Source organism: Pedobacter nyackensis (genome assembly GCF_900176505.1).
In the GTDB taxonomy this organism is placed as follows: Bacteria; Bacteroidota; Bacteroidia; order Sphingobacteriales; family Sphingobacteriaceae; genus Pedobacter; species Pedobacter nyackensis.
The window spans coordinates 95,087-117,288 of sequence record NZ_FWYB01000005.1 but is presented as its reverse complement, the minus strand read 5'-3'; the positions used below and the strand labels follow the sequence as shown (position 1 = coordinate 117,288).

Annotated in this window: 20 protein-coding genes; 9 read left to right on the top strand and 11 right to left on the bottom strand. The window is 39.2% G+C overall.

Going from position 1 to position 22,202, the window contains the following annotated elements:
• Positions 1–19: 19 nt before the first annotated feature.
• Genes B9A18_RS11470 through B9A18_RS11460 form a run of 3 tightly spaced genes read right to left on the bottom strand, consistent with a single transcriptional unit; the run spans position 20 to position 5,939 of the window.
• The gene (locus tag B9A18_RS11470) at positions 20–1,390 is read right to left on the bottom strand and encodes a RagB/SusD family nutrient uptake outer membrane protein (protein ID WP_159452644.1); all 1,371 of its coding nucleotides are present in this window, start codon (positions 1,388–1,390) and stop codon (positions 20–22) included.
• A 14-nt stretch (positions 1,391–1,404) separates the two neighbouring features.
• Positions 1,405–4,692 carry a SusC/RagA family TonB-linked outer membrane protein gene (locus B9A18_RS11465; RefSeq protein WP_084289432.1) on the bottom strand — a complete coding sequence of 1,096 codons (3,288 nt, stop codon included), beginning with the start codon at positions 4,690–4,692 and terminating at the stop codon, positions 1,405–1,407.
• Positions 4,693–4,694: 2 nt separating this feature from the next.
• The gene (locus tag B9A18_RS11460) at positions 4,695–5,939 is read right to left on the bottom strand and encodes a FecR family protein (RefSeq protein WP_084289431.1); all 1,245 of its coding nucleotides are present in this window, start codon (positions 5,937–5,939) and stop codon (positions 4,695–4,697) included.
• Positions 5,940–6,476: 537 nt separating this feature from the next.
• Between B9A18_RS11460 and rpmB the strand changes: the two genes are divergently transcribed.
• From rpmB to B9A18_RS11425, 7 genes are all read left to right on the top strand, one after another.
• On the top strand, positions 6,477–6,710 hold the full coding sequence (gene rpmB, locus B9A18_RS11455; RefSeq protein ID WP_084289430.1) for a 50S ribosomal protein L28: 234 nt from the start codon (positions 6,477–6,479) through the stop codon (positions 6,708–6,710).
• Positions 6,711–6,751: 41 nt separating this feature from the next.
• Positions 6,752–6,934, top strand: a complete 183-nt coding sequence (gene rpmG / locus B9A18_RS11450; RefSeq protein ID WP_015809322.1) for a 50S ribosomal protein L33 — start codon at positions 6,752–6,754, stop codon at positions 6,932–6,934.
• Between the two features lie 40 nt (positions 6,935–6,974).
• Positions 6,975–7,133, top strand: a complete 159-nt coding sequence (locus B9A18_RS11445) for a DUF4295 domain-containing protein (RefSeq protein ID WP_084289429.1) — start codon at positions 6,975–6,977, stop codon at positions 7,131–7,133.
• 72 nt (positions 7,134–7,205) lie between these two features.
• On the top strand, positions 7,206–8,168 hold the full coding sequence (gene ftsY / locus B9A18_RS11440; RefSeq protein WP_084289428.1) for a signal recognition particle-docking protein FtsY: 963 nt from the start codon (positions 7,206–7,208) through the stop codon (positions 8,166–8,168).
• Between the two features lie 46 nt (positions 8,169–8,214).
• Positions 8,215–9,549 (top strand): 30S ribosomal protein S12 methylthiotransferase RimO, encoded by a 1,335-nt coding sequence (gene rimO, locus B9A18_RS11435; protein ID WP_084289427.1) that lies wholly within the window; start codon positions 8,215–8,217, stop codon positions 9,547–9,549.
• Between the two features lie 46 nt (positions 9,550–9,595).
• On the top strand, positions 9,596–11,182 hold the full coding sequence (gene bshC, locus B9A18_RS11430) for a bacillithiol biosynthesis cysteine-adding enzyme BshC (RefSeq protein ID WP_084289426.1): 1,587 nt from the start codon (positions 9,596–9,598) through the stop codon (positions 11,180–11,182).
• Positions 11,183–11,187: 5 nt separating this feature from the next.
• Positions 11,188–12,273: an Ldh family oxidoreductase gene (locus B9A18_RS11425; RefSeq protein ID WP_084289425.1), complete on the top strand. Its 1,086-nt coding sequence runs from the start codon at positions 11,188–11,190 to the stop codon at positions 12,271–12,273.
• Here B9A18_RS11425 and lepB read toward each other — a convergent pair.
• The 5 genes from lepB to B9A18_RS11400 all read right to left on the bottom strand — a co-directional run bounded on the left by lepB (position 12,270) and on the right by B9A18_RS11400 (position 16,628).
• On the bottom strand, positions 12,270–13,469 hold the full coding sequence (gene lepB / locus B9A18_RS11420; RefSeq protein WP_084289424.1) for a signal peptidase I: 1,200 nt from the start codon (positions 13,467–13,469) through the stop codon (positions 12,270–12,272). The two genes, B9A18_RS11425 and lepB, sit on opposite strands and share 4 nt — an antisense overlap.
• Positions 13,470–13,474: 5 nt before the next feature.
• Entirely contained in the window at positions 13,475–14,215 is a 741-nt protein-coding gene (dapB, locus tag B9A18_RS11415; RefSeq protein WP_084289423.1) for a 4-hydroxy-tetrahydrodipicolinate reductase, read from the bottom strand.
• 64 nt (positions 14,216–14,279) lie between these two features.
• On the bottom strand, positions 14,280–14,891 hold the full coding sequence (locus tag B9A18_RS11410; RefSeq protein WP_084289422.1) for a DUF5683 domain-containing protein: 612 nt from the start codon (positions 14,889–14,891) through the stop codon (positions 14,280–14,282).
• Entirely contained in the window at positions 14,891–15,814 is a 924-nt protein-coding gene (locus tag B9A18_RS11405) for a ParB/RepB/Spo0J family partition protein (RefSeq protein ID WP_084289421.1), read from the bottom strand. Before B9A18_RS11405 ends, B9A18_RS11410 begins: the two co-directional genes overlap by 1 nt.
• 10 nt (positions 15,815–15,824) lie before the next feature.
• Positions 15,825–16,628, bottom strand: a complete 804-nt coding sequence (locus B9A18_RS11400) for a ParA family protein (protein WP_084289420.1) — start codon at positions 16,626–16,628, stop codon at positions 15,825–15,827.
• Between the two features lie 182 nt (positions 16,629–16,810).
• Here B9A18_RS11400 and B9A18_RS11395 point away from each other — a divergent pair, with 182 nt between their 5' ends.
• Entirely contained in the window at positions 16,811–17,332 is a 522-nt protein-coding gene (locus B9A18_RS11395; protein WP_084289419.1) for an NADPH-dependent FMN reductase, read from the top strand.
• Here the strand turns inward: B9A18_RS11395 and B9A18_RS11390 are convergent.
• Entirely contained in the window at positions 17,319–17,777 is a 459-nt protein-coding gene (locus tag B9A18_RS11390; protein WP_084289418.1) for a hypothetical protein, read from the bottom strand. The two genes, B9A18_RS11395 and B9A18_RS11390, sit on opposite strands and share 14 nt — an antisense overlap.
• Before the next feature lie 54 nt (positions 17,778–17,831).
• Between B9A18_RS11390 and B9A18_RS11385 the strand changes: the two genes are divergently transcribed.
• Positions 17,832–19,454: an ABC transporter substrate-binding protein gene (locus B9A18_RS11385; protein ID WP_235005303.1), complete on the top strand. Its 1,623-nt coding sequence runs from the start codon at positions 17,832–17,834 to the stop codon at positions 19,452–19,454.
• 96 nt (positions 19,455–19,550) lie between these two features.
• Here B9A18_RS11385 and B9A18_RS11380 read toward each other — a convergent pair whose 3' ends face one another.
• Both B9A18_RS11380 and B9A18_RS11375 read right to left on the bottom strand, forming a co-directional pair.
• On the bottom strand, positions 19,551–20,882 hold the full coding sequence (locus B9A18_RS11380; protein ID WP_084289416.1) for a DUF4302 domain-containing protein: 1,332 nt from the start codon (positions 20,880–20,882) through the stop codon (positions 19,551–19,553).
• A gap of 7 nt (positions 20,883–20,889) precedes the next feature.
• Positions 20,890–22,200: a zinc-binding metallopeptidase gene (locus tag B9A18_RS11375; RefSeq protein ID WP_084289415.1), complete on the bottom strand. Its 1,311-nt coding sequence runs from the start codon at positions 22,198–22,200 to the stop codon at positions 20,890–20,892.
• Positions 22,201–22,202 lie beyond the last annotated feature (2 nt).

Below are 22,202 nucleotides of genomic sequence, written 5' to 3'. Positions count from 1 at the left end.
GGGCAACCTCCTATTCGACCTAACGTAGGTTTTGCTCAATTCCACTTAAGCGAAGTTCTTCTTCGTCAATAGGAAAAACATACCTTCCATCGTTTGGTTGCAAAGTATAAGTATTAGCATTCAACGTCCTGTTTAAAGTAACAGCAAATCTATTGTCCCTATTTAGCCTTCGCAAATCGGACCAGCGAAGCCCTCTAAACAACAGCTCTTTTCTACGCTCCTTTAATACATATCCCAGCACGACCTCAGGGTCAATACTCTCTAAATCCTGATAATTCCCCTTCCAGCGGTTCCGTCGTAAAAGATTTAGATCCGCTAAAGCAAGCAATGTCTTACCCTTTCTCGCATTACATTCTGCACGAATCAAATACAATTCATCAGTTGCCAGTCCGCCAAACAGGTTTTTATCATTACCATAGTTACCTCGAAAGGTCATGCCATTTGCGTTCGTAGTAAAAAACAACGATCTCCGATAATCCGCAAGTGCATAGTCCCCATATAAAGCAGGCTCAACAGTTAATCTGGAGATGTTGAATATGCCATAACTAAAAGTACTGTGAAAAATTACCTCACTATTGAATCTTGAGATAGGATAGGTGCCTACATTGTTTATCTTAGCATAATCCATCAGATCAGATTGAATTTGCAAAGCCAGATTGGCATATACTCCAGCTTCGTCATAATTTTCCATTGAAAGATAAGTTCTGGCCATTAAAGCATACACAGCCTCTTTAGATGGCCTGGTTTTATACAATGGCCTGGTACCTAACAAACCTGCTGCTATTTTCAAATCTGCAATGATCTGGTCATAAGTTTGCAGAAGGTTACTTCGCTTCACGTTTACATTTACATCAGATTCCAGTCGTAAAGGCAATCCCAAATCCTTAATTGCCGTAGCTGGCCGATATGCCATACAATATTCCTGCGCGAGGTTATAAAAATCAAAGGCACGAAAAAATAAAGCACTCCCTTTAACATTCTTCCATTCCTGTTGTTCATTTCCAGCAGGTTTTACTTTTTCAATCCCTTCCAGAACTATATTAGCATTTAGAATCCGCTTATAAGCATTTTCCCAATCAGAGCTACGTTCTCCCTTATAAAAATTGGAAGTCTGCTCCCATATATAAGCAGATCTTTCCTGAACATTAAATAAGGCTCCCCAGGCCGACGGGGTAATGTAAAAATCTCCGGCACCTATTTCCCCTAACCCAACAGCCTGAAAGTTGTTAAATAATCCGGAGTTATCAAGAAGAGCCTGATAATCTTTTATACTACCTGCAACAATTAATCCCTTGTCGGGTTTAGCCTCCAACCAGTCTTTACCACATGACTGAAGGATCAACAGTAAACCTACAATGTGTAAATACCTCAATTTTCCTCTCATCTTCATAAACATTTCCCCCGTTAAAAACCTGTCTTAATTCCTACAGAAAAACTTATCGGTAATGGGTAAGATAAACGGTCGCCTGTATAGGGAACAACATCCGGATCTAATCCAAAATCATTGGCCTTCCAGATCAGGCCCAAATTATTAACATAAGCATACAATTGCACATGTTTCATCGGGATATTCTTCCAATTGGAACGATCCAGATCAAAGCTGAAACTGATATCCTGCAACCTGATGTGGTCACCCTTTGCTACCCTTACAGAAGAACCATTATAAAATCTATCTCTTGCTGGACCGTCTTCATATTTACCCATTGATGGTATATTGGTTATTTTTTCATCACCACTTTTTTGCCAGCGTTGCGTAAAATCTACATTCGTGGCTCCAGTTAAACCCTCATACATACTGAAATAATTTACCGTGGGTTTCTTGAAATAATACCCCAATTTATAGCCGATGTTAAAACCTAAAGTAAATCTACGATAAGAAATGGTATTATTTAATCCTCCGAACACAGTAGGACGAGCAGCCCCATGGTACTCCAGTTCATCCAATTTTGTTTCTGCCATAATACGACTATATTCCTTACTAATTTCGCCGTGTAAATAACCACGAGGGTCACCTGTCAAAGGATCTAACCCCGCCCATTTGTAACTGTAGATACCATTAACCGGCTTACCCACTACAGGTCTTATACTCGATTCTCCTACATAGTCTGTATTTTCTGATCCAACTACATCATATAGTGTAATTCTATCCTGCATCGCCGAAAGTAAAAAATTCGTCTGCCACTTAACTTTGCCTTTTAGGTTTTGCGCTGTTAGCATAAGATCAATACCACTGCCCTTCATTTTTGAGTAGTTCCCTCTTAAGAACATTATCCCTGAACTAGCGGGAAAAGTTTTATCACCTAGCATATCAGTACCACTTTTAAAATAATACTCAAACCGGCCAGAAACCACCTGATCTTTAAAACCGAAGTCAATACCAAAATTCGCTATAGCTATTTTTTCCCACCGCAATTGCGGATTCCCAACACTAACTAAATTCACAAATGGAAGGTTAGTATATGTAGCAGTCATGCTACTATTTCTGATGGTTGCGATCCCCGTATTCGTCTTATCCAGATTTCCGTTATAGCCATAAGAGGCCCGTAACTTCAAAACAGGCAACCAACTAACCTTATAAAAAGATTCCCTATCCAACTGCCATAAAGTTCCTGCAGACCAAAGCGGCACGTTTTTTTGATTGGTTTTCACACCAAAATAATTAGATGCGTCCATCCTGGCACTAATTGACCATGTGTATTTCCGATCATAAGTGTAGGATGCATTGGCGAAGGCTGAACGAATTCTATCTAACTTTCCAAAGAGATTCCTTCCAGCACTGATCTTTCCAGTTCCGGAAGGATATTGATTAAAGACGCTTAAAGTATCCACCACAGCTGGTTGCCCTGATGCGGAATTAAGGCCATAACTTAAATACTGATTAGCCTGACTATCATATTCAGAAAGTTCATACCCAGCCAGTGCAGACACAGCATGCTTGTCCCAGTCTTTCTCATAATTGAGCTGCGTCCTGAAGTTTTTCGATTCATATTTCATTTTACGCTGAAACAGAATCCCTCCTAAAGGGACATTATAACCGGTGACCTGCCCTCCGTTTACAATGGAAAACCTGTTAATTGAATTTCTGGTCGAATAGGTTTCAATTCCATGAAATTCATCAAAACCATAAGTAGCGCGATTATACAGCGCCTTAACCATGACGCTTAATCCGGGAACAACCGTATACTTTAATCCTCCATCTAAACGCAAATCGTTACTTTTCAAAATATCAGGAGATTTTCCCAATTCATCCAAAGGTCTGTAAGACCAATCTAAAAAACCTTTGGAAAGCGCTTCTGTTGTAAAATCTGTATTGAAGTCCATTTCAAAAACTGAGGCTCGGCCACTAGCATCTCTAAATTGATAATAGGGTTGAAAAATCTTTCCCTTTGTTAGTATAGTACTATCTGACTTTCCATTTTTCCTTACATAATAAAGACCTGCTGTCAACTCCAGGTTTTTCAACAATTTCACCGAATGCTGCGTATTGACAGTGATCCGGGTATCTTCATTATTGACCAGACTGAACTGTTGTCGATCATAACCTGCAGAAAGATAATGATTAGATCGGCTTGTCCCTTTACTCAGGTTTAGAAAATATTGCTGAGAAACCGGATTCCGGTAATAATACTTAAGTTCCTCATTTCTAATGTCATTTCTACGCAGCGCATTAATTTGCTCAGCCGCTACTGCTGCTGACAACTGCCCTTTCCTTTGTCGATCTAAAAGTTTCACCACAGGAGAAACTGCCGGATAATTAATTTTATCCCCTAAGGCTACATCATACCGGCCTTTGTTAAATAAAAAAGTCTCGATGTCAATAAAATCTGATGAGGACAAATAATTTGGACTGTAAAAAACATCAGGTTTAGCCGCAACCGTCAAATTACTATTGAAACTCACATTTAGTGACTGGTTAAATTTGGCCTTCTTCGTCGTGATTACAATTACACCATTACCAGCCCTTACACCCCAGATAGATGCAGCAGCTGCATCCTTTAATACAGTGATGCTGGCCACATCATGAGGGTTAATGGAATTAAAGTCACCATACAAAGGGAAATTATCCAAAATGACCAATGGCTGATCATTTGCATAAATGGTGCTTCTTGCTCTGATGGACAGATCTAAACCACCGCCAAGACTTGCGACTGTATTTTTGTTGAACATCAAACCACTGGTAATTCCCTCCAACCTACTAAAAATATCGGGGCCCACTTTCCGGTTCAGCTGAGCACTATCCACGAGTACAAAGCTCCCTGGGGCTCTTTCTTTTGGCAGCTGCTGGTATCCGGTACTTACAATGTTTACTTGTTGTAACTGAACCGCTCCCATTCTATCTTCAAGGGATGATTTGATTTTTGCTTCCGCAAGAACCTGCTGCTCTGGAATATCAACAATCTTGCGTTCTTTCACAATGATCATTTTACCCATCATGGTATAGGTTAAGGGAATCTTTCCGGAAACCTCATCCATTACTCTTTTAAGTTCGATATTCCGAAAATTAGCATCGATCTGCTGATCGACATTAAACTCCTTTTCATTCCAAACCACACTAACTCCTGTCTGACTTTTTATTTCTTTAAAAAGTTTTACCAGCGACACATTCTTTTTTATATACCTCAACTTCTGGGCCTGTGCAGCCACATTAACCAGAAGCAGAACTAAGATAAAAGCTCCCTCTTTTAAACGCATTATTATTTTACGGTAATCCTCCTGCCCTCTATTTTAAAATGAACATCTGCTATTAATTCCAGCATTTTTAATACATCCTGGATTGTTGCGGCCCTGGCAATACTTCCTCCTAAAACTGCATCGCCGGCTCCTTTGCTTTGATAAACTACATCCATATCATACCATCGCGCTACAACGTCCATTATATCATTAAGAGAAGTGTTACGGAATATGTACTCTCCATTTCTCCAGGCAATGGCTTCTGCAGCATCTACGTGTTTAACAGCAATATCAGTACCTGTCAAAATAGCCTCCTCATTAGGTTTAAGCAACACTTCAGTTTTTCCACCTTCAATTTTCAGCGGATCTACAGATGCTGGATCCATTGTTTTCGACAACTTATCCTTTTGAGCTGATAACCTAACCATTACGCTACCCTCGAGCAAAGTAGTTCTTACGCCTCCATTGCTTTTATAGGCACTTACATTAAAGTGCGTGCCCAGGACTTCTATTTCCTGCCCATCACTAACCACGATAAAAGGCAATCGTTTAGCTTGTTGTATCACCTTAGCAACCTCAAAATAAGCTTCCCCACTTAACTCCACTCTGCGTTGAGAAGCACCGGCAAAAGTTGCGGGAAATTTCAAACTGCTTGCAGCATTTAGCCAGACTTTAGTCCCATCGGGTAGCGTTAACTGATATAAACCACCATTTGAGGTATACACAGCCATTAGCTTTTTGTCTAATGAGGGCATTCCTTTCTCAAGAACATTACTTCCATCATTATAAATTAGTTTTGAACCATCTATCGTCACACCTTTTTTCTCACCGTTCAAAGGCACCTGTTCCCCATTTGCCAAAACCAGCATTATTTTATTTAACCCGGTAATCACCAGGTTTTGCTGCGCAGCAGGTATTAAATCTGCAGGCTTAAAAAACAACCATGTTAATCCGAGCAAAACCAGCGCAACTGCTGCTGCTGAGCTAAATCTCACAACTAGTTTCCTGGTATAATTCTCTTTAGCCGGTTCCTTGTAACCATCAATTCTCATTTTCTTGATGGTAGCCCAGGCTGTTCCCAATTCAAAATTCATTCGATGTGCTAAAGTCCCGTCAGTTTTTGCCTCATCGTTTATAAATTCCTTTAACTCTACATAAGTTATTTTACCAATAAACTGCCCATCATCATACACAGGGAGGCTATTTGCCACACTCTTGCTCATAAGTGATAATGCTTCAGCAACCAATTGCCTGGTATGTAATTTCATCTGATCCAATTTTTACAATGCGTTAATTAAATTCCACCACTCCAAAATCAATGCAAAAGTATGCAATTTTACGTCGTAATCCACAAAAATTCAGCCGATTACCACAACATCAAAACCTGAGAACCAACCATTTAAAAGAAAAAACTGATTCTCAGCTGCTAAAGGGGATCTAAAATACATAAAAAACACGAATCATTGTCCAAAAAATCAATCCGCTTAAAAAAATTAATTAAATATGGAACCGAATGCAGTCTGCCCCAACAAACCATATAATAGCTACCAGATTTCACACTCAAATAGCCGAAAAGAAAAAATAAATAGGTAAACAGCGTATTATTAATATCTTTGCCGCACTAAGAAGAGTCTGTAAGTAGATTTAGGACAATCAAGAACTCCGGGTTGCAATTTCAAAACCACAACCCTCTGGAAATAAATTAAAAATATTTTGGAGAGCCCTTGACGAATACAAATATTTTATTGATATTTGCACACTCTTAAAAAAATTAAGAAAGTATATTTAACACTATAAATAAAGGCATGTCTAGAGTTTGTGATTTAACCGGAAAAATGGCGATGACAGGTTTTAATGTTTCTCACTCAAACGTTAAAACTAAACGTAAGTTTTATCCCAACTTACAACTTCAGAAATTTTATATTCCTGAAGAAGATCGTTGGATAACACTGAAAGTATCTACTTCAGCTATCAAAACCATCAATAAAATTGGTATTACTGAAGCGATCAGTCGTTTCGTGAAAAAGGGGTATTTGTAAATAACATTGGTTGATGTGAATCAACCTTAATAGTATATAAAATGGCAAAAAAAGGTAACAGAGTACAAGTTATTCTAGAGTGTACAGAGCATAAAACTAGCGGCATGCCTGGTATGTCTAGATATATCTCTACTAAAAACCGTAAAAACACTACTGAGCGTTTAGAATTGAAAAAATTCAACCCGGTATTGAGAAAAGTAACGGTTCACAAAGAAATTAAGTAATATCAATTTAGTTTATTAACTAAATACAATCCATTAAATCATGGCAAAAAAGGTAGTTGCTACCCTTAAAACGGGTAAAGGAAAAGAATATTCGAAAGTTATTACAATGACTAAATCTGACAAAGGAGCTTATTCTTTCAAAGAAGTTATTGTTCACAACGATCACGTTCAAGATGCTATTTCTGCATCTAAAAAATAATTTTAATATTTAATAATATTAAAGCCGTCCCTTTTTACGGGGAGGGCTTTTTTTGTTTTGTTATACATTCGTATGGGTTTATTCGATTTTTTCAAGAAAAAAGAAACTGCGCCTGAAGCGCAAGAGGCTCTGGATAAGGGATTAGAAAAAACTAAGGAAGGATTTTTTAGTAAAATTACTAAAGCTGTTGCCGGCAAATCGACCATTGATGATGATGTACTCGATAACCTCGAAGAAGTACTCGTGACTTCTGATGTTGGCGTAAGTACTACATTAAAAATTATAGACCGTATACAGCAACGTGTAAGCAAAGACAAATACTTATCGACATCTGAACTGAATCACTTACTTCGGGATGAGATTCAATTGCTACTGGCAGAAAATAACAGTAACGACTTCCGTCAATTTGAATACGGTCAGCATAAACCCTATGTAATTATGGTGGTTGGTGTAAATGGTGTTGGTAAAACAACAACCATTGGTAAACTGGCCCATAAACTTAAAGCTGAAAACCTTAAAGTTGTTTTAGGTGCTGCCGATACATTCAGAGCTGCAGCCGTAGAGCAAATCAAACTTTGGGGTGAACGCGTTGGTGTTCGTGTGGTTGCACAAGCCATGGGCTCAGACCCGGCTTCTGTAGCTTATGACACCTTGCAGTCAGCTGTTGCCAATGGCGAAGATGTAGTGATTATTGACACAGCTGGCCGTCTGCACAACAAAATAGGATTGATGAACGAGTTGGGCAAAATTAAAAATGTGATGGAAAAAGTAATTCCTTCTGCCCCACACGAAATATTATTGGTACTGGACGGCTCTACCGGACAAAATGCTTTTGAGCAGTGCAAACAGTTTACAGAGGCTACCGACGTAAACGCATTGGCCATCACCAAACTGGATGGTACAGCAAAAGGGGGCGTTGTGATTGGAATCTCCGATCAGTTTAAAATCCCTGTAAAATACATAGGCGTTGGCGAAAGCATGAACGACCTGCAATTATTTGATAAAAAAGCATTTGTTGACAGCTTGTTTAAATAAACCAACGCTTCGACATATTGCAAAGAATACCCATTAACAACAACACATGAATACAAAAAACACTTCCAAAATAATCCCTGTTAAAAAACCTAAAATCAACGTAATCACTTTAGGCTGTTCAAAAAACACCTATGATTCTGAAGTTTTAATGGGTCAACTACGCGGTAACAGCATGGATGTGGTTCATGAAGCCAATCATATGGGTAAAGATGATATCGTAGTGATCAATACCTGCGGTTTTATTGATAATGCCAAACAGGAATCAATCGATACCATATTACAATACAGCCAGTTAAAAGAGGAAGGCAAAGTAGGAAAAGTAATTGTAACCGGATGTCTATCTGAACGTTACAAACCCGAACTGGAAGCCGAAATCACTAATGTGGATGCGTTTTTTGGCACCAATGATCTGAATAACTTATTGCACTCATTAGGTGCAAATTATAAACATGAGTTGATTGGTGAGCGCTTGCTAACCACCCCTTCTCATTTTGCATACTTTAAAATTGCCGAAGGCTGTAACCGCCCATGTTCTTTCTGTGCCATTCCGCTAATGCGTGGAAAGCACGTTTCGAGAGATATGCAGGAGTTGGTAAATGAAGCTAAAATATTAGCTGCCGGAGGTACAAAAGAATTGATTCTAATTGCCCAGGATCTTACCTATTACGGTTTAGACATTTACGGAAAACGTAACCTGGATGAATTGTTACGTCGTTTATCTGATGTAAATGGTATTGAATGGATCAGGCTTCAATACGCCTACCCTTCTGGTTTCCCTATGGAAATTTTAGATGCCATGAACGAGCGCGAGAACATCTGCAAATACCTGGATATGCCTTTACAGCACATCACAGACAATATGCTGAAATCAATGCGCCGCGGTATCACGAAACAGAAAACCATTGATATCGTTAACCAGATCAGAGATAAAGTTCCTGGTATAGCCATGCGTACAACGCTGATTTGCGGTTATCCGGGCGAAACAGAACAGGATTTCGAAGAAATGATGAATTGGGTTGAAGAAACCCGTTTCGACAGACTGGGCTGCTTTACTTATTCGCATGAAGAAAAAACGCATGCACATAGTCTTGTTGATGACGTTCCTGAAGAAGTGAAACAGCAACGTGTAGATGCGATTATGGAAATACAACAAGGAATCTCATACGACATCAATCAGGAAAAAGTTGGAAAAACTTATAAAGTTTTGATAGATAGAAAAGAGGGCGACTTCTTTATCGGTCGTACTGAATTTGACTCTCCTGAGGTTGACAATGAAGTTTTGATTGATGCAAATACAGGTTATGCTGCCAATGGTAGTTTCGTACAGGTAAAAATCGACCGTGCGGAAGACTTTGACCTATATGGACAGATTGTAAAATAAAAGCCGCGGATTAAGAATTATGGTTTATTAACTTAAATTCGTAACAATGCAGGCTAAACACATCTCTTATCAGGAAACGAATGCTTTTTCTGCTGTTGTACTGGACTACATCAGTGGAAAAGATCAGCTAAAGTCTTTTTATAAATATACTCCGGATTTTAATGGCTTCGCCGAAGCCATTAAAAATCGTAGTTTCAAGGCCGATAGATCCATATTGGTTGAGACTTTACAAAGGCAATATTCATCCGGCTCAACTCCGGACCTTGTCGCTACCAATATCAAATTACTAGGCGACAACCGTACTTTCACCATTACAACTGGTCATCAATTAAATATTTTCACCGGCCCACTATATTTTATTTATAAAATAATCACAGCCATAAATCTTGCAAAAGATTTAAAACTACAATTTCCCGATTATAATTTTGTACCTGTTTATTGGATGGCTACAGAAGATCATGATTTTGAAGAGATCAACCATGTGAAGATTGAGGATAAAATGCTGGCCTGGAATAAACAGGCTGCAGGAGCAACCGGGAGACTAGACACTAAAGATATCATTGAAACCCTTAATGCTTATAAAGGCTATTTAGGGATTGGTAAAAACGGGCTCATGTTATCCAGACTAGTCGAAGCAGCCTACACCAACAACACCAAATTAAGTGATGCTACCCGTGAATTGGTAGATGCGCTATTTGGTGAATATGGATTGGTTTGTGTAGATGCAGATGACCACGAGTTAAAAAAGCAATTCTCTGAAATTATACATCAGGATATCACTCAGCAAAACAGTTTTAAATTCATCTCTGAAAGCAATACAAAATTGGAAGAACTTGGGCATAAGCCGCAGGTAAACCCAAGGGAGATCAATTTCTTTTACATGACCGACCAACTGAGGGAGCGAATAGTGGAAGAAAATGGGCTCTACAAAGTGATGAATACCGACATCAGTTTTGAAAAAGAGGAACTTCAACAGGAGATTAATAATTATCCGGAACGGTTTAGTCCGAACGTAGTAATGCGACCGGTATACCAGGAGGTTATTTTACCTAACCTGGCCTACATAGGCGGAGGTGCTGAAGTGACTTATTGGTTGCAGTTAAAAACTAATTTTGATCATTATAAAATTGATTTCCCGGTTTTATTATTGCGTAATTCGGCATTGGTAATTGATAGTCGTAGTGAGGCAAAGATGCAGAGTTTAGGTATCAGCTATAAAAACCTATTCTCGACAACAGAAACACTTAAGAATGAGTGGATCAAATCACATGTTCACCTTCAGCTTTCTTTAAATGATGAAGAACGTGCTATTCGTGCCGTTTTTGATCAGATTAAACTCAATGCCTATAAAATCGACAAGACCTTGTCGCAATCTGCCGAGGCCGCAAAAACCAAGGCGCTTAAATTGATCAGTAGTTTAGAGAAAAAAATGCTTAGGGCCGAAAAGCGTAAGCATACCACTTCACTGGCTCAGATCGAAGATCTAAAAGACAAGCTCTTTCCTACAGGAGTACTCCAGGAAAGAGTTTTAAATATTGCTCCAATGTATGTAATGTATGGTGAAGATTTTATTGAATCGTTAATCGCCGCTTTCAAACCTTTGGACCACCAGTTTACCGTATTATTTGCCTGATTACAATGAAATTCTACACTTTTACCGAGCAGCATTTACGCTCCTTTACAGAAAATGTTTTTTTAACAATGGGTTGTCCGCAAACAGATGCGCAACTTGCTGCTGATGTTTTGCTACGTTCTGATTTAAGGGGTATTGATTCTCATGGTGTAGCTCGTTTAAGTGGCTATATCAGGTTATGGGAAAAGAAACGTATCAATGCCAATCCAATCGTAAAAGTAGTTCACGAAACGGCTACCACTGCCACTGTAGATGGTGATGGCGGCTTAGGTTTGGTTGTTGCTCCTTTCGCTATGAAAATTGCAATAGAAAAAGCTAAGACATATGGTAGTGGCTGGGTAGCGGTAAAAAACTCCAACCATTTTGGAATTGCCGGTTACCATGCGCTAATGGCGGTGGAAGAAGATATGATTGGGATAAGCATGACCAATGCCAGTCCGCTGGTAGCCCCTACATATGCAAATGAACGTTTACTCGGTACCAACCCGATGTGTTATGCTTTCCCTGCAGGAAAGTATCCCGCTGTAGTAGTGGATATGGCAACCGCAGCTGCAGCCAATGGCAAATTGGAAATCGCACAAAGGGCAAACCATCCTATTCCTGAAGGTTGGGTACAAGACAAAGATGGAAATGGCTCCATCAATCCACATGAATTAAAAGAAGGCGGATCGCTATTACCATTGGGCAGTGATAAAGACCATGGAAGTCACAAAGGCTATGGATTGGGTGCTACGGTAGATATTTTATCAGCAGTACTCTCTGGTGCTAATTATGGCCCTTGGGTGCCCCCTTTCGTTGCATTTCTTGAGCCACCTACCGACCCTGTAGGGGAAGGTATTGGTCACTTTTTTGGCGCTATGCGTGTAGATGGCTTCCGTCCGGCACAAGACTTTAAAGATCATCTGGATAACTGGATCGAGCGTTTTAAAAGTGCTAAAACTGTAGACCCTGATAAGAAGGTTATTATTCCAGGCGAGCCGGAATATGCGTTTGAAAATGAGCGCAAAAAAAACGGCATCCCTTTAATAGATGCCGTTGTAAATGATTTGAATGCGCTAGCCCTTAAAATGGGAATAGCTGGTTTATCTTAATGAATGCCTCTTAGCAATCTGTTCCATCTGATTTTACTGAAGAACGACCCGTTGGTATCGTAACTCATCCATATGAATAATGCTTTACCAACAATATGGTCTTCAGGAACAAAGCCCCAATAACGTGAGTCGGCAGATCTATGTCGGTTATCACCCATCATCCAGTAGTAGTCCATTTTAAAGGTATAGCTATCTGCAGCTTTACCGTTAATCAACCAGCCATTACCTGATTTTTCAAGCTTATTACCTTCATAAATACGAATGCTTCTTTCATAAAGCGGCATGGTAACACTATCAAGTTTAACAGTCCACCCTTTTTTAGGGATAATGATTGGCCCTAAGTTATCCACGTTCCAGTTTCTGTTGGGATCATAAGGAAAAATATCACCTTCACGTTCACCTGGCGTTGCTGTATATTCTTTTACAGATTGTATGAAGTCGAGTTTTTTAACCTCACTCATCATCGTCTCAGTGCCGTTAAACGTATAAACATTAGGCATCATGGTACTTCTGATGTCATCAGAGATATTAAACCCTAAGTCTTCAAAAACAGCTGGGTTCACATCAGGTGTTTTAAATACCACCTCGTAACTAATCTCTCCGGTATTTTTTAATTTCTCGGGTTTACCGTTTATGGATACAATCCCATTGCTCATGGTAATGGTATCACCGGCTATACCGATACAACGTTTGATATAATTTTCTCTTTTATCTACTGGTCTACTTACGATGGTATAGCGGCTATTGATCGCTGCCCAACCTTCAGCTCTTACCATTTGGTAATAATCTACATCTTGCTGTTCCAGCGCTACAGTATCACCTTGAGGATAGTTAAAAACAACAACATCATTTCTTTTGATATCTGATAAGCCTGGTAATCTGCGGAATTTCCATTGCACGCCATCCCAATAAGCCTTAGTACCCGTTATTGGCATCGTATGGTGAGCGAAAGGAAAGGCCACCGGTGTCATAGGTATTCTAGCACCATAATTCACTTTACTTACGAATAAGAAATCTCCGACCAGCAAAGACCTTTCCATAGAAGCAGTTGGTATAGTATAAGCTTCGATAAAAAACACCCTTATAATTGTTGCGGCAACTACCGCAAAAATGATGGCATCAACCCATTCTCTGGACTTTGTTTTTTTCTTTTTTGGCTGATCGTCTTTACTTTTCTGCCAGAATTTCCAACTCATATATGTTATTTAAAATTAAATATATCGGCTATGTTATAAAAGCCCTGTTTATTTTGTAACCATTCTGCCGCTACTACAGCACCCAGTGCAAAACCAGAACGATTATGAGCAGTATGCTTTAATTCGATCTCATCTACTTCCGAGCTGTATAATACAGTATGTGTACCCGGTACATTCTCAATACGGTGCGATTCAATAAGCAATTGATCTTTTTTAACAACTCCTTCAGATTGAACACCTACCAATTCATTTACCCATTCCTTTTTCCTGTCCATTTGCTCAATAATGTCTTCAGCCAGGGTCATAGCTGTGCCGCTTGGAGAATCCAGTTTCTGAGTATGGTGAATTTCTTCTACCTGAACTTCATAAGCAGGATAGTCATTCATCAGTTTAGCCATCATCTTGCTCATATGAAAAAATAGATTAACTCCTATACTGAAGTTTGATCCATAAAGCAAGGTATTGTTACGGCTCAGACATTCATTCTTCACATCCTGCAGCTGTCCGTACCAACCTGTTGTACCTACAACCACTGGTAGATTTGCATCAAAACAAGCGTAAATATTACTCAACGCAGCATCAGGAGCACTAAAGTCTATGGCTACATCGGCCTTCGACAGGTTCGCGGTAGTTAAGTCTTCAACGTTATCGATATTGATTTTCAGGACAACTTCATGGCCTCTTTCTAAAGCAAAACGTTCTATGATTTGCCCCATTTTACCATAACCTAGTAAAGCTATTTTCATTTCTAGTTTGTTTTTTATCGGTAATGAAGATCCAGAAATGACCTCATTACCTTATAGTTTTATTTCAAAAGTTGATTGCAATTTTTACACCTGGTGCGAAAGCATTAAAGCCATACATCTGACCGGAATTCATCAAGTCTGGACGAATCTTTAGTTTGGCTACATCACCTACATCGAAATTAGCCAGACGGGCATCAATATAAGCCTCAACAATATTCAAGAGGTATAAGCCTACATAAGAAAAGATGATAACCTGTTTGTTCCTTCTGTAAATGTCTTTTGCCTGGATCAGGCGGTCGGTGGACGTATCCGCATATGGACTATTCGGGTCTGGCATCCCATTGGTCCTGTCTTCCAGTTCCTTTACAAAAATATCATACTGTTTACTATTGTCGATGTAAGACAGGGTAAGTAAAGTCGCGCCGGTATATATACCCGCCACTTTTAGCCCCCTATAAAGGTTAAAGCCATTTCTAATCTGACCTAATCCAGGTAGCATAGCTGATCTGATGGCCGCCCTACGTCCGGCAATTTTGCCCACATTTACGTAGGGTTTTAGGGTATCAGCTTTAGAATCGAGCGTTGTACTATCTTTTTTCTTGGTCGAAATCTCTTGAGATCTTGCTACGAAAGCAGCAAAAAACAAGAAGACCAATAGCAGTAGCGTTTTATACATTACCAATCTAATAACTCTAAAATCCGGTTCAGGTCGTCATCCGACATAAAAGGGATTTCTATAGCTCCTTTACCATTTTCGCTCACTTTCAGCTTTACTTTAGTAGCGAATTTAGAGGCCAGATCTTTTTGTAGCTTCTGGTATTCAAAAGGTACGGATTTTGATTTGAGCTGGAACTTCGGTTTTACCTCTACACTGTTTATGCTCCTTACCAATTCTTCGACTTTTCTTACCGAAAGGCCTTTATCAATAATTTCCTGGTGTATAAAAAGTTGTTTTTCTTCCTGTTCTACATTGATCAATGCACGGGCATGCCCCATTGATATTTTCTGATCACGGATAGAGATCTGAATTGCAGGTGGTAATTTCAACAAACGCAGATAATTGGTTACCGTGGTACGATTTTTACCTACACGTTCGCCAAGCTGCTCCTGTTTCAGGTTACACTCGTCTAACATACGTTGAAAACTAAGCGCTACCTCGATAGCGTTCAGGTTTTCTCTTTGTATATTTTCGATAAGTGCCATTTCCAGCATTTGCTGATCGTTAGCACTACGCACATAAGCTGGTATTTCAGTTAATCCGGCTAATTTAGAAGCCCTTAACCTACGTTCACCAGAAATAAGCTGATACTGATTTGCACCTTGCTTTCTAACCGTGATGGGTTGAATTAAGCCTTGTACTCTTATAGATTCTGCCAACTCATTTAAAGCCACCTGATCAAATTCGGTACGAGGCTGATATGGATTGGTTTCAATTTCACTGATGTTGATCAGGCCGATACTGTTGTTGCTCGGCTGGCCCTCCTGTCGGGTTTCACTCACCGGATTAACCTCACTCTTAGGTGGATTAACCGATTCGCTATCATCCAAAAGCGCACTTAATCCTCTTCCTAAACCTGTTTTTCGCTGAAAAGATGTCATTAAAAAATAATTATATAATTGCCGTATTTACATCCTGCACTTCCTTAACCAATCCATTTTTACGGACGATCTCACGTGCCAGGTTCAGATAATTGATAGCTCCTTTACAGTTTGCATCGTGCATGATTACAGATACACCGTAACTTGGGGCTTCGCTTAAGCGTGTATTTCTTTGAATGATGGTTTCAAAAACAAGTTCCTGAAAGTGTGTTTTCACTTCTTCCACTACCTGGTTCGATAAACGTAAACGCACATCATACATTGTTAACAAAATACCTTCAATCTCCAGTTCAGGATTTAAACGGTTTTGTACAATTTTAATTGTGTTCAGCAATTTACCTAAACCTTCCAATGCAAAGTATTCGCATTGTACAGGAATGATCACAGAATCAGCAGCAGTAAGCGCGTTAATAGTAATTAAACCCAATGAAGGCGAGCAATCAACAATGATAAAATCATATTGGTCCCTGATCTTCTCCATAACAGCTTTCATTTTGTATTCTCTGTTAGTGAGGTTGATCATCTCGATCTCCGCACCAACCAAATCGATGTGTGCAGGCAACAGATCCAGATTAGGAGTTTCTGTTTTTTGTATCGCATCCATCGGTTCAATATCATTGATGATACATTCGTAGATGCTGTTTTTAATATTTCTTGGATCAAAACCTATACCAGAGGTAGAGTTTGCTTGAGGATCTGCGTCAACCAATAAAGTCCTGTATTCCAGTACGGCTAAACTTGCGGCTAAGTTTATAGATGAAGTCGTTTTACCCACACCACCTTTTTGATTTGCCAATGCAATAATTTTACTCATTTATCTTTTTAATAATTACCAATTATTTACTTAAGGCTTAATTTACATTGAAGTAAATCTATAAAAAATGCTATTTTTGTATTGTTTTAGGCATATTTTAACGATTAGCTAAGATACAAACTAAATGGCAAAACTAACACTAATGCATTAAGTGTTTTACACATCTTATTAACAATTTTCGCATGGTAACTATCATATCAGGAACAAACAGACCTGAAAGTAATACTTTAAAAGTTGCAAAATACTATCAAAAAACATTAGCCGAAAAAGGATTACAAACACGTCTGTTTAATCTGGAAGATTTACCTGAAACACTCATCGCATCCGACCTGTATGGCAAAAGAAGCCCGGATTTCGAGCACATTCAACAGCTGATTGCCAGCACAACTAAATTCTTGTTTATCATTCCTGAATACAATGGCAGCTTCCCCGGAGTATTAAAAACCTTCATTGACGCCTGCAATTTCCCGGAAAGCTTTTACGATAAAAAAGCAGCTTTAGTTGGCGTTTCTTCCGGAAAATATGGTAACATCAGAGGAATAGATCATTTTGGCGGAGTATGCAGTTATCTCCACCTGAATGTTTTACCATTAAGAATCCATATTTCCGCCATAAAAAATGAACTCGATGAAAATGGCAACTTATTCCATGCTGATACTTTAAAGTTTACAGATCAGCAGATGGATAAATTTATTGCGTTTTAAAGCTAAGCCAATCTATACCTTCATTTCCAAATACAAAGAAACCGGGATATAGCATCTCGGCAATATCTTCAAGGGCATTTACCAGATCTTCCGCATCTGTTGAATCCAGGTCCTGTCCGTTCATCAGGTAAACCCTATTGTATTCGACAGCTGGCCAGCTTTTATCCAGCAAGGCAGGAACAACCCCCATCAGTTCCAGCATACTGGTTCCCTTTTCCAAATAAATCACCACCTTGGCAGTATTGGGAAAATCATGCAAGATTCCTCCGGCAGCTAAAATCACCGCTTCCAACATATAGTTGAATTCGTTGTTGGCATTCAGACAGGCTACAGGCACCTTATCCATGAACTTTATTTTATGCTCGATTATATCTACCCGTTCCTGCAGTTGCTCGCGCAACGCTTCATCTTTAACTTTATTTATAACCGCATTTAAAAAAGACATATTGATATATTTATTACTTTGTACAAAATTACTATTCCTGAACCGATGCACCGTATGATAAACAATATTTTTTATGTCCTGTTGATTTTAGTGCTGCTATCCTGCAGGAATACTTCCGGTGACATGGAGAAAAAAGTGTTTAATATGAACCTTGATCAGAATGTCACCTCCCTTGATCCTGCTTTTGCCCGCAATCAAAATGCCATATGGATGATCAACCAGATTTTTAATGGCCTCGTTCAGATAGATAGCAGCTTAAATCCCCTGCCCTGTATTGCAAAAACATGGCAGATTTCAGCAGATAACCTTACCTATACCTTCAACCTACGGGATGATGTTTACTTTCATGACGACCCGATTTTCCCCGGAGGAAAGGGAAGAAAAGTAACCGCAGCAGATTTTAAATATAGCTTTTACCGCCTTATTGATCCTAAAGTTGCCTCATCAGGAGGCTGGATATTTAGTGATAAAGTGAAAGACAGCAATAGTTTTAGTGCTTTAAACGACAGCACTTTCCAGATCAAACTTATGAAACCCTTTCCTGCTTTCATGAACTTGCTAACCACCCAATACTGTTCGGTAGTACCACATGAAATCGTGGAGCACTATGGTAAAGATTTCAGAAGTCACCCAATAGGTACCGGCCCTTTTAAATTCAAATACTGGAAGGAAGATGAGATATTGGTGATGCTAAAAAACGAGCGTTACTGGGAAAAAGAGGGCAATCAGCAACTCCCTTATCTGGATGCTGTAAAAGTAACCTTCATTAGTGATAAACAGAGTGCATTCATGAACTTCATTAAAAAAGACCTGGATTATTTTGACAAGGTTGATGGTAGTTACCGCGACGACATTCTGACCAAGAGTGGTAAAATGACCAGTAAGTACAAAGGCAAATTTCACTTAAGGAAAGGACCATATTTATGTACCGAGTATGTAGGTATATTGGTAGACACATCAAAAACCATTGCAAAAACATCGCCATTAAGATTTAAAAAGGTTCGTCAGGCTATTAATTATGCTATAGACAAGCCCAAACTGATTAAATACTTACGCAATAGTATTGGTATGCCTGCCACTTCAGGTTTTATCCCGCATGGGATGCCTGGATTTGACAGCATTGCCGTTAAAGGCTACCACTACGAGCCTCAGAAGGCTGCGAAGCTATTAGCAGAGGCAGGCTTCCCTAATGGCAAGGGCATGCCCCAAATCACCCTAAGCACATCTACCACCTACAAAGATCTGATTGAATTTATACAGGGTGAATTGAATGCGATAGGGATAAAGGTTAAGGTGGATGTAAGTCCTAGTTCAAGCTTAAGAGATTTAATTTCTAAAAATGAGGTTAACTTCTTCAGGGGTTCCTGGATAGCCGATTATCCGGACGGGGAGAATTACCTGGCGATGTTCTATTCTAAGAACAAGGTGCCGAACGGTCCTAATTACACAGGCTATTTTAATGATGATTTTGATCGCCTGTTTGAGCAAAGCTATTATGAAAGCGATAATAAAAAACGTTATCCGCTATACCAGAAAATGGACAGAATGATTGTTGAATATGCGAACGTAGTTCCTATCCTTTATGATCAGTCATTGATTATGACACAGAATAATATCAGTGGTTATTCACTAAATGCCTTAAACCTGATGATATTGAAAACAGTGAAAAAGGATTAATACTTAAGTACAACCGGCTTAAGAAAATAAAAAAGGGGTACTCTAAGAGCACCCCTTGAAACATATTAGATTCGGGATAATATAAAGCTGATCTGCTTACAAAACACCATAGAAGAAAGAGCTTGGGTCTGCGGTACGATAGAAACCACCCATCGCGCTTGTGTTTGCTGGATTAGATGATGTTACCCAATTAATTTTAAATGGTCCTGATAGCATGTAATTCGTCAAGGGTGCAATTTCTGTTGTTCTTGTCACCCAGTTACCATTATACACTGGAGCACTTAGCGTAAAGACATCTCCTACTCTTATATAAGTATAAGATGCGCTCGCCAGGAACGTACTTGTACCACTCTTATAGGTTACATCCACACTCAATGTATTGTTGCTCGTTAAGGTTAAAACAATTGTAGTAATCGTTCTTCCTGTTGGAGGACTACTCGCTGCAAACAAACTAACCGTAGAATTATAAACAGCCGTAAAGCCTGAAGTAACCCCAACCGGCAATCCTGATGCAGGTATGGTAATTTTCCGGTAAGCAAACGTATTTTGATAACCAAACATTAATGATAGTGGAACTAATGGCGCGGTTCCGTTCTGCAAGGTAATTCTCGTCGTACCAGCCATAATGTAATAAGCTTTGGTTGCCGAATCCCATAACAGCTCCTTAAAAATAACGTTGCCATATTTTATTGGATCACTAAGTACAATTTTATTGATTCCGAAATTAAAGACCGCCGATTGTGTTACGATCGTATTTTGAGCATCAACATAAGTAAACTTAAATGATTTCGCTACAGGATTGAGATCAACAGCACCTTTTGTACCATCAGCAAATTGAATATAAGGATACCTATTCGCAATTAAATAAAGTGTATTGGCTTCCATCATCGTTTTTAATCCTCCAGCCAAAATGGCTTGAGACTCTGCAGCCGATAATTTAACCATACTCATCCTATTCAGATTAAAAATACCTACAAACTTCACTGTATCTCCAACAGCTTCCGTAAAGGCAAACTCAAAATCAGATTTAAGACCTGCGGCAGTACTGGCTCCACCGCCACTTATTGCAGCATCTGGATCTGCGGCCAGGTGAATGTAGTTATAGCTATCAAAAATTAAAGTAGGTCGCTGTAAAGCCTTAAGTCGATAGGTACTTTCAGCAATCGTACCCGCAGATGTGAGGTTAAAATCAGACAACATACTGACCTTACCATCAGCCGTAAACTTAAAATAATAAGTAAAACCTTTACCACCGATGGGATAAATAGTGGCCTTCCAGCCATCGGCAGCAGATAAAAGTTTAGCCTGATCTTCGGCTAACACCGCAGACAAACGTACATCTGGATCTTCGAAAATAGGATCACTATCTTTTTTACATCCGGCAATAAACCCTGTTATAACCAATGCTATATATATAAATTTCTTCATTTTGTTATTAGTTTCCGTAAACACCAAAAAAGAATGAATTCACATCCGCGGTCTTATGAAGACCTATGTATTCACTTTTAAAATCCCCACTATAGAACCATTTATAGCTAAATTTATTCTGAGTCAGGTAGTTTGTTAATGCAACTATTCCTGGGGCAATAACCAATCCGTTGGCGTCAGCAGTTGCCAGTGTCAGGTTGATATTCCCATTAGCATCAGTAGCAACGTTGTAAGTAAAATTGGCTACCAATGCTGAGCCTGCAGAATTTAAGTAGTTTACCCGCAGTGTAACTTGTCCGGCTGCACCATAAACTAAAGCAACATTGCTAAGCACCCTGCTAGATAAACCTGCAAGACCTGTTTTTGCAGCATTAAAGACTGCGGTAAAATCGGCAGACTGTCCAGCTAAATCAGGTGAAATACCAGTTACTGTAGTATAAAGGCCACCAAAAGCAAGGTAAGTGCTAGGCAATAGCGGCGAGTTTTGATTTAGAGCAGCTTGTACTCTATTTTGAAGGTTATAGAAATCAATACCATAACTTTGCTTAAAATAATTAACCACCATATCCTGTTTCGTACGAATTGCAGCTATTGCAGGAGCTGGAAGCGGTTTGAGTATAGCCTCATAACCAGCCTTACCTTCAGTAAGCATAATAGCAGTCATTTCAGCAAAGTCTTCATCAGGCGATGCCTGTGAATATTGCGTAATAAAACCTCCATTACCAGCAACCAAAGGTCTGTTGTTCCAATCGGCCGTATATCCGGCAGGTGTTACCTGTGGAAATTCTTTCTGAAAATTAATGGTTTGATTTAAAATATGCGTGAACTCATGATGAATAGTTTTCAGTATTCTCTTTGAAATCTCCCTATCTGTTTTAGAAAAATTGTTCACATTAAACAACGTTACTTTTACACCGCCTCCAGCTTCACCTAAAGTAACCGTTCCACCAGCGTTATACTGTAAACTACCTACCAATATGTAATTCTTAGGGGCGTACTTTTTAATAAAATTTTGTCCGGCTTCAGCTACATAAGGCTCTATCCAAACCGACTTCACCACCTCCATCAGGGGCTGAACTTTATCTATTTTTACTGGGGTTAAGGTTTTTGAGTTGTCGTACTCCGTACCATCCCACCTATACTTCACACTAATGTTATAGGGCTCAGTAAAATTTGTAAACAACCATTGATCCAGGGGGCCCTGTGCCCAGGTATCTCCACCTAAACCGATAATTTCTTTATTCAGATTTTCACTTTTTTTACAGCTCAGCATCATGCAGAAAAGCGATGCCAGCAAAAGCGTATATATATTTTTCATCT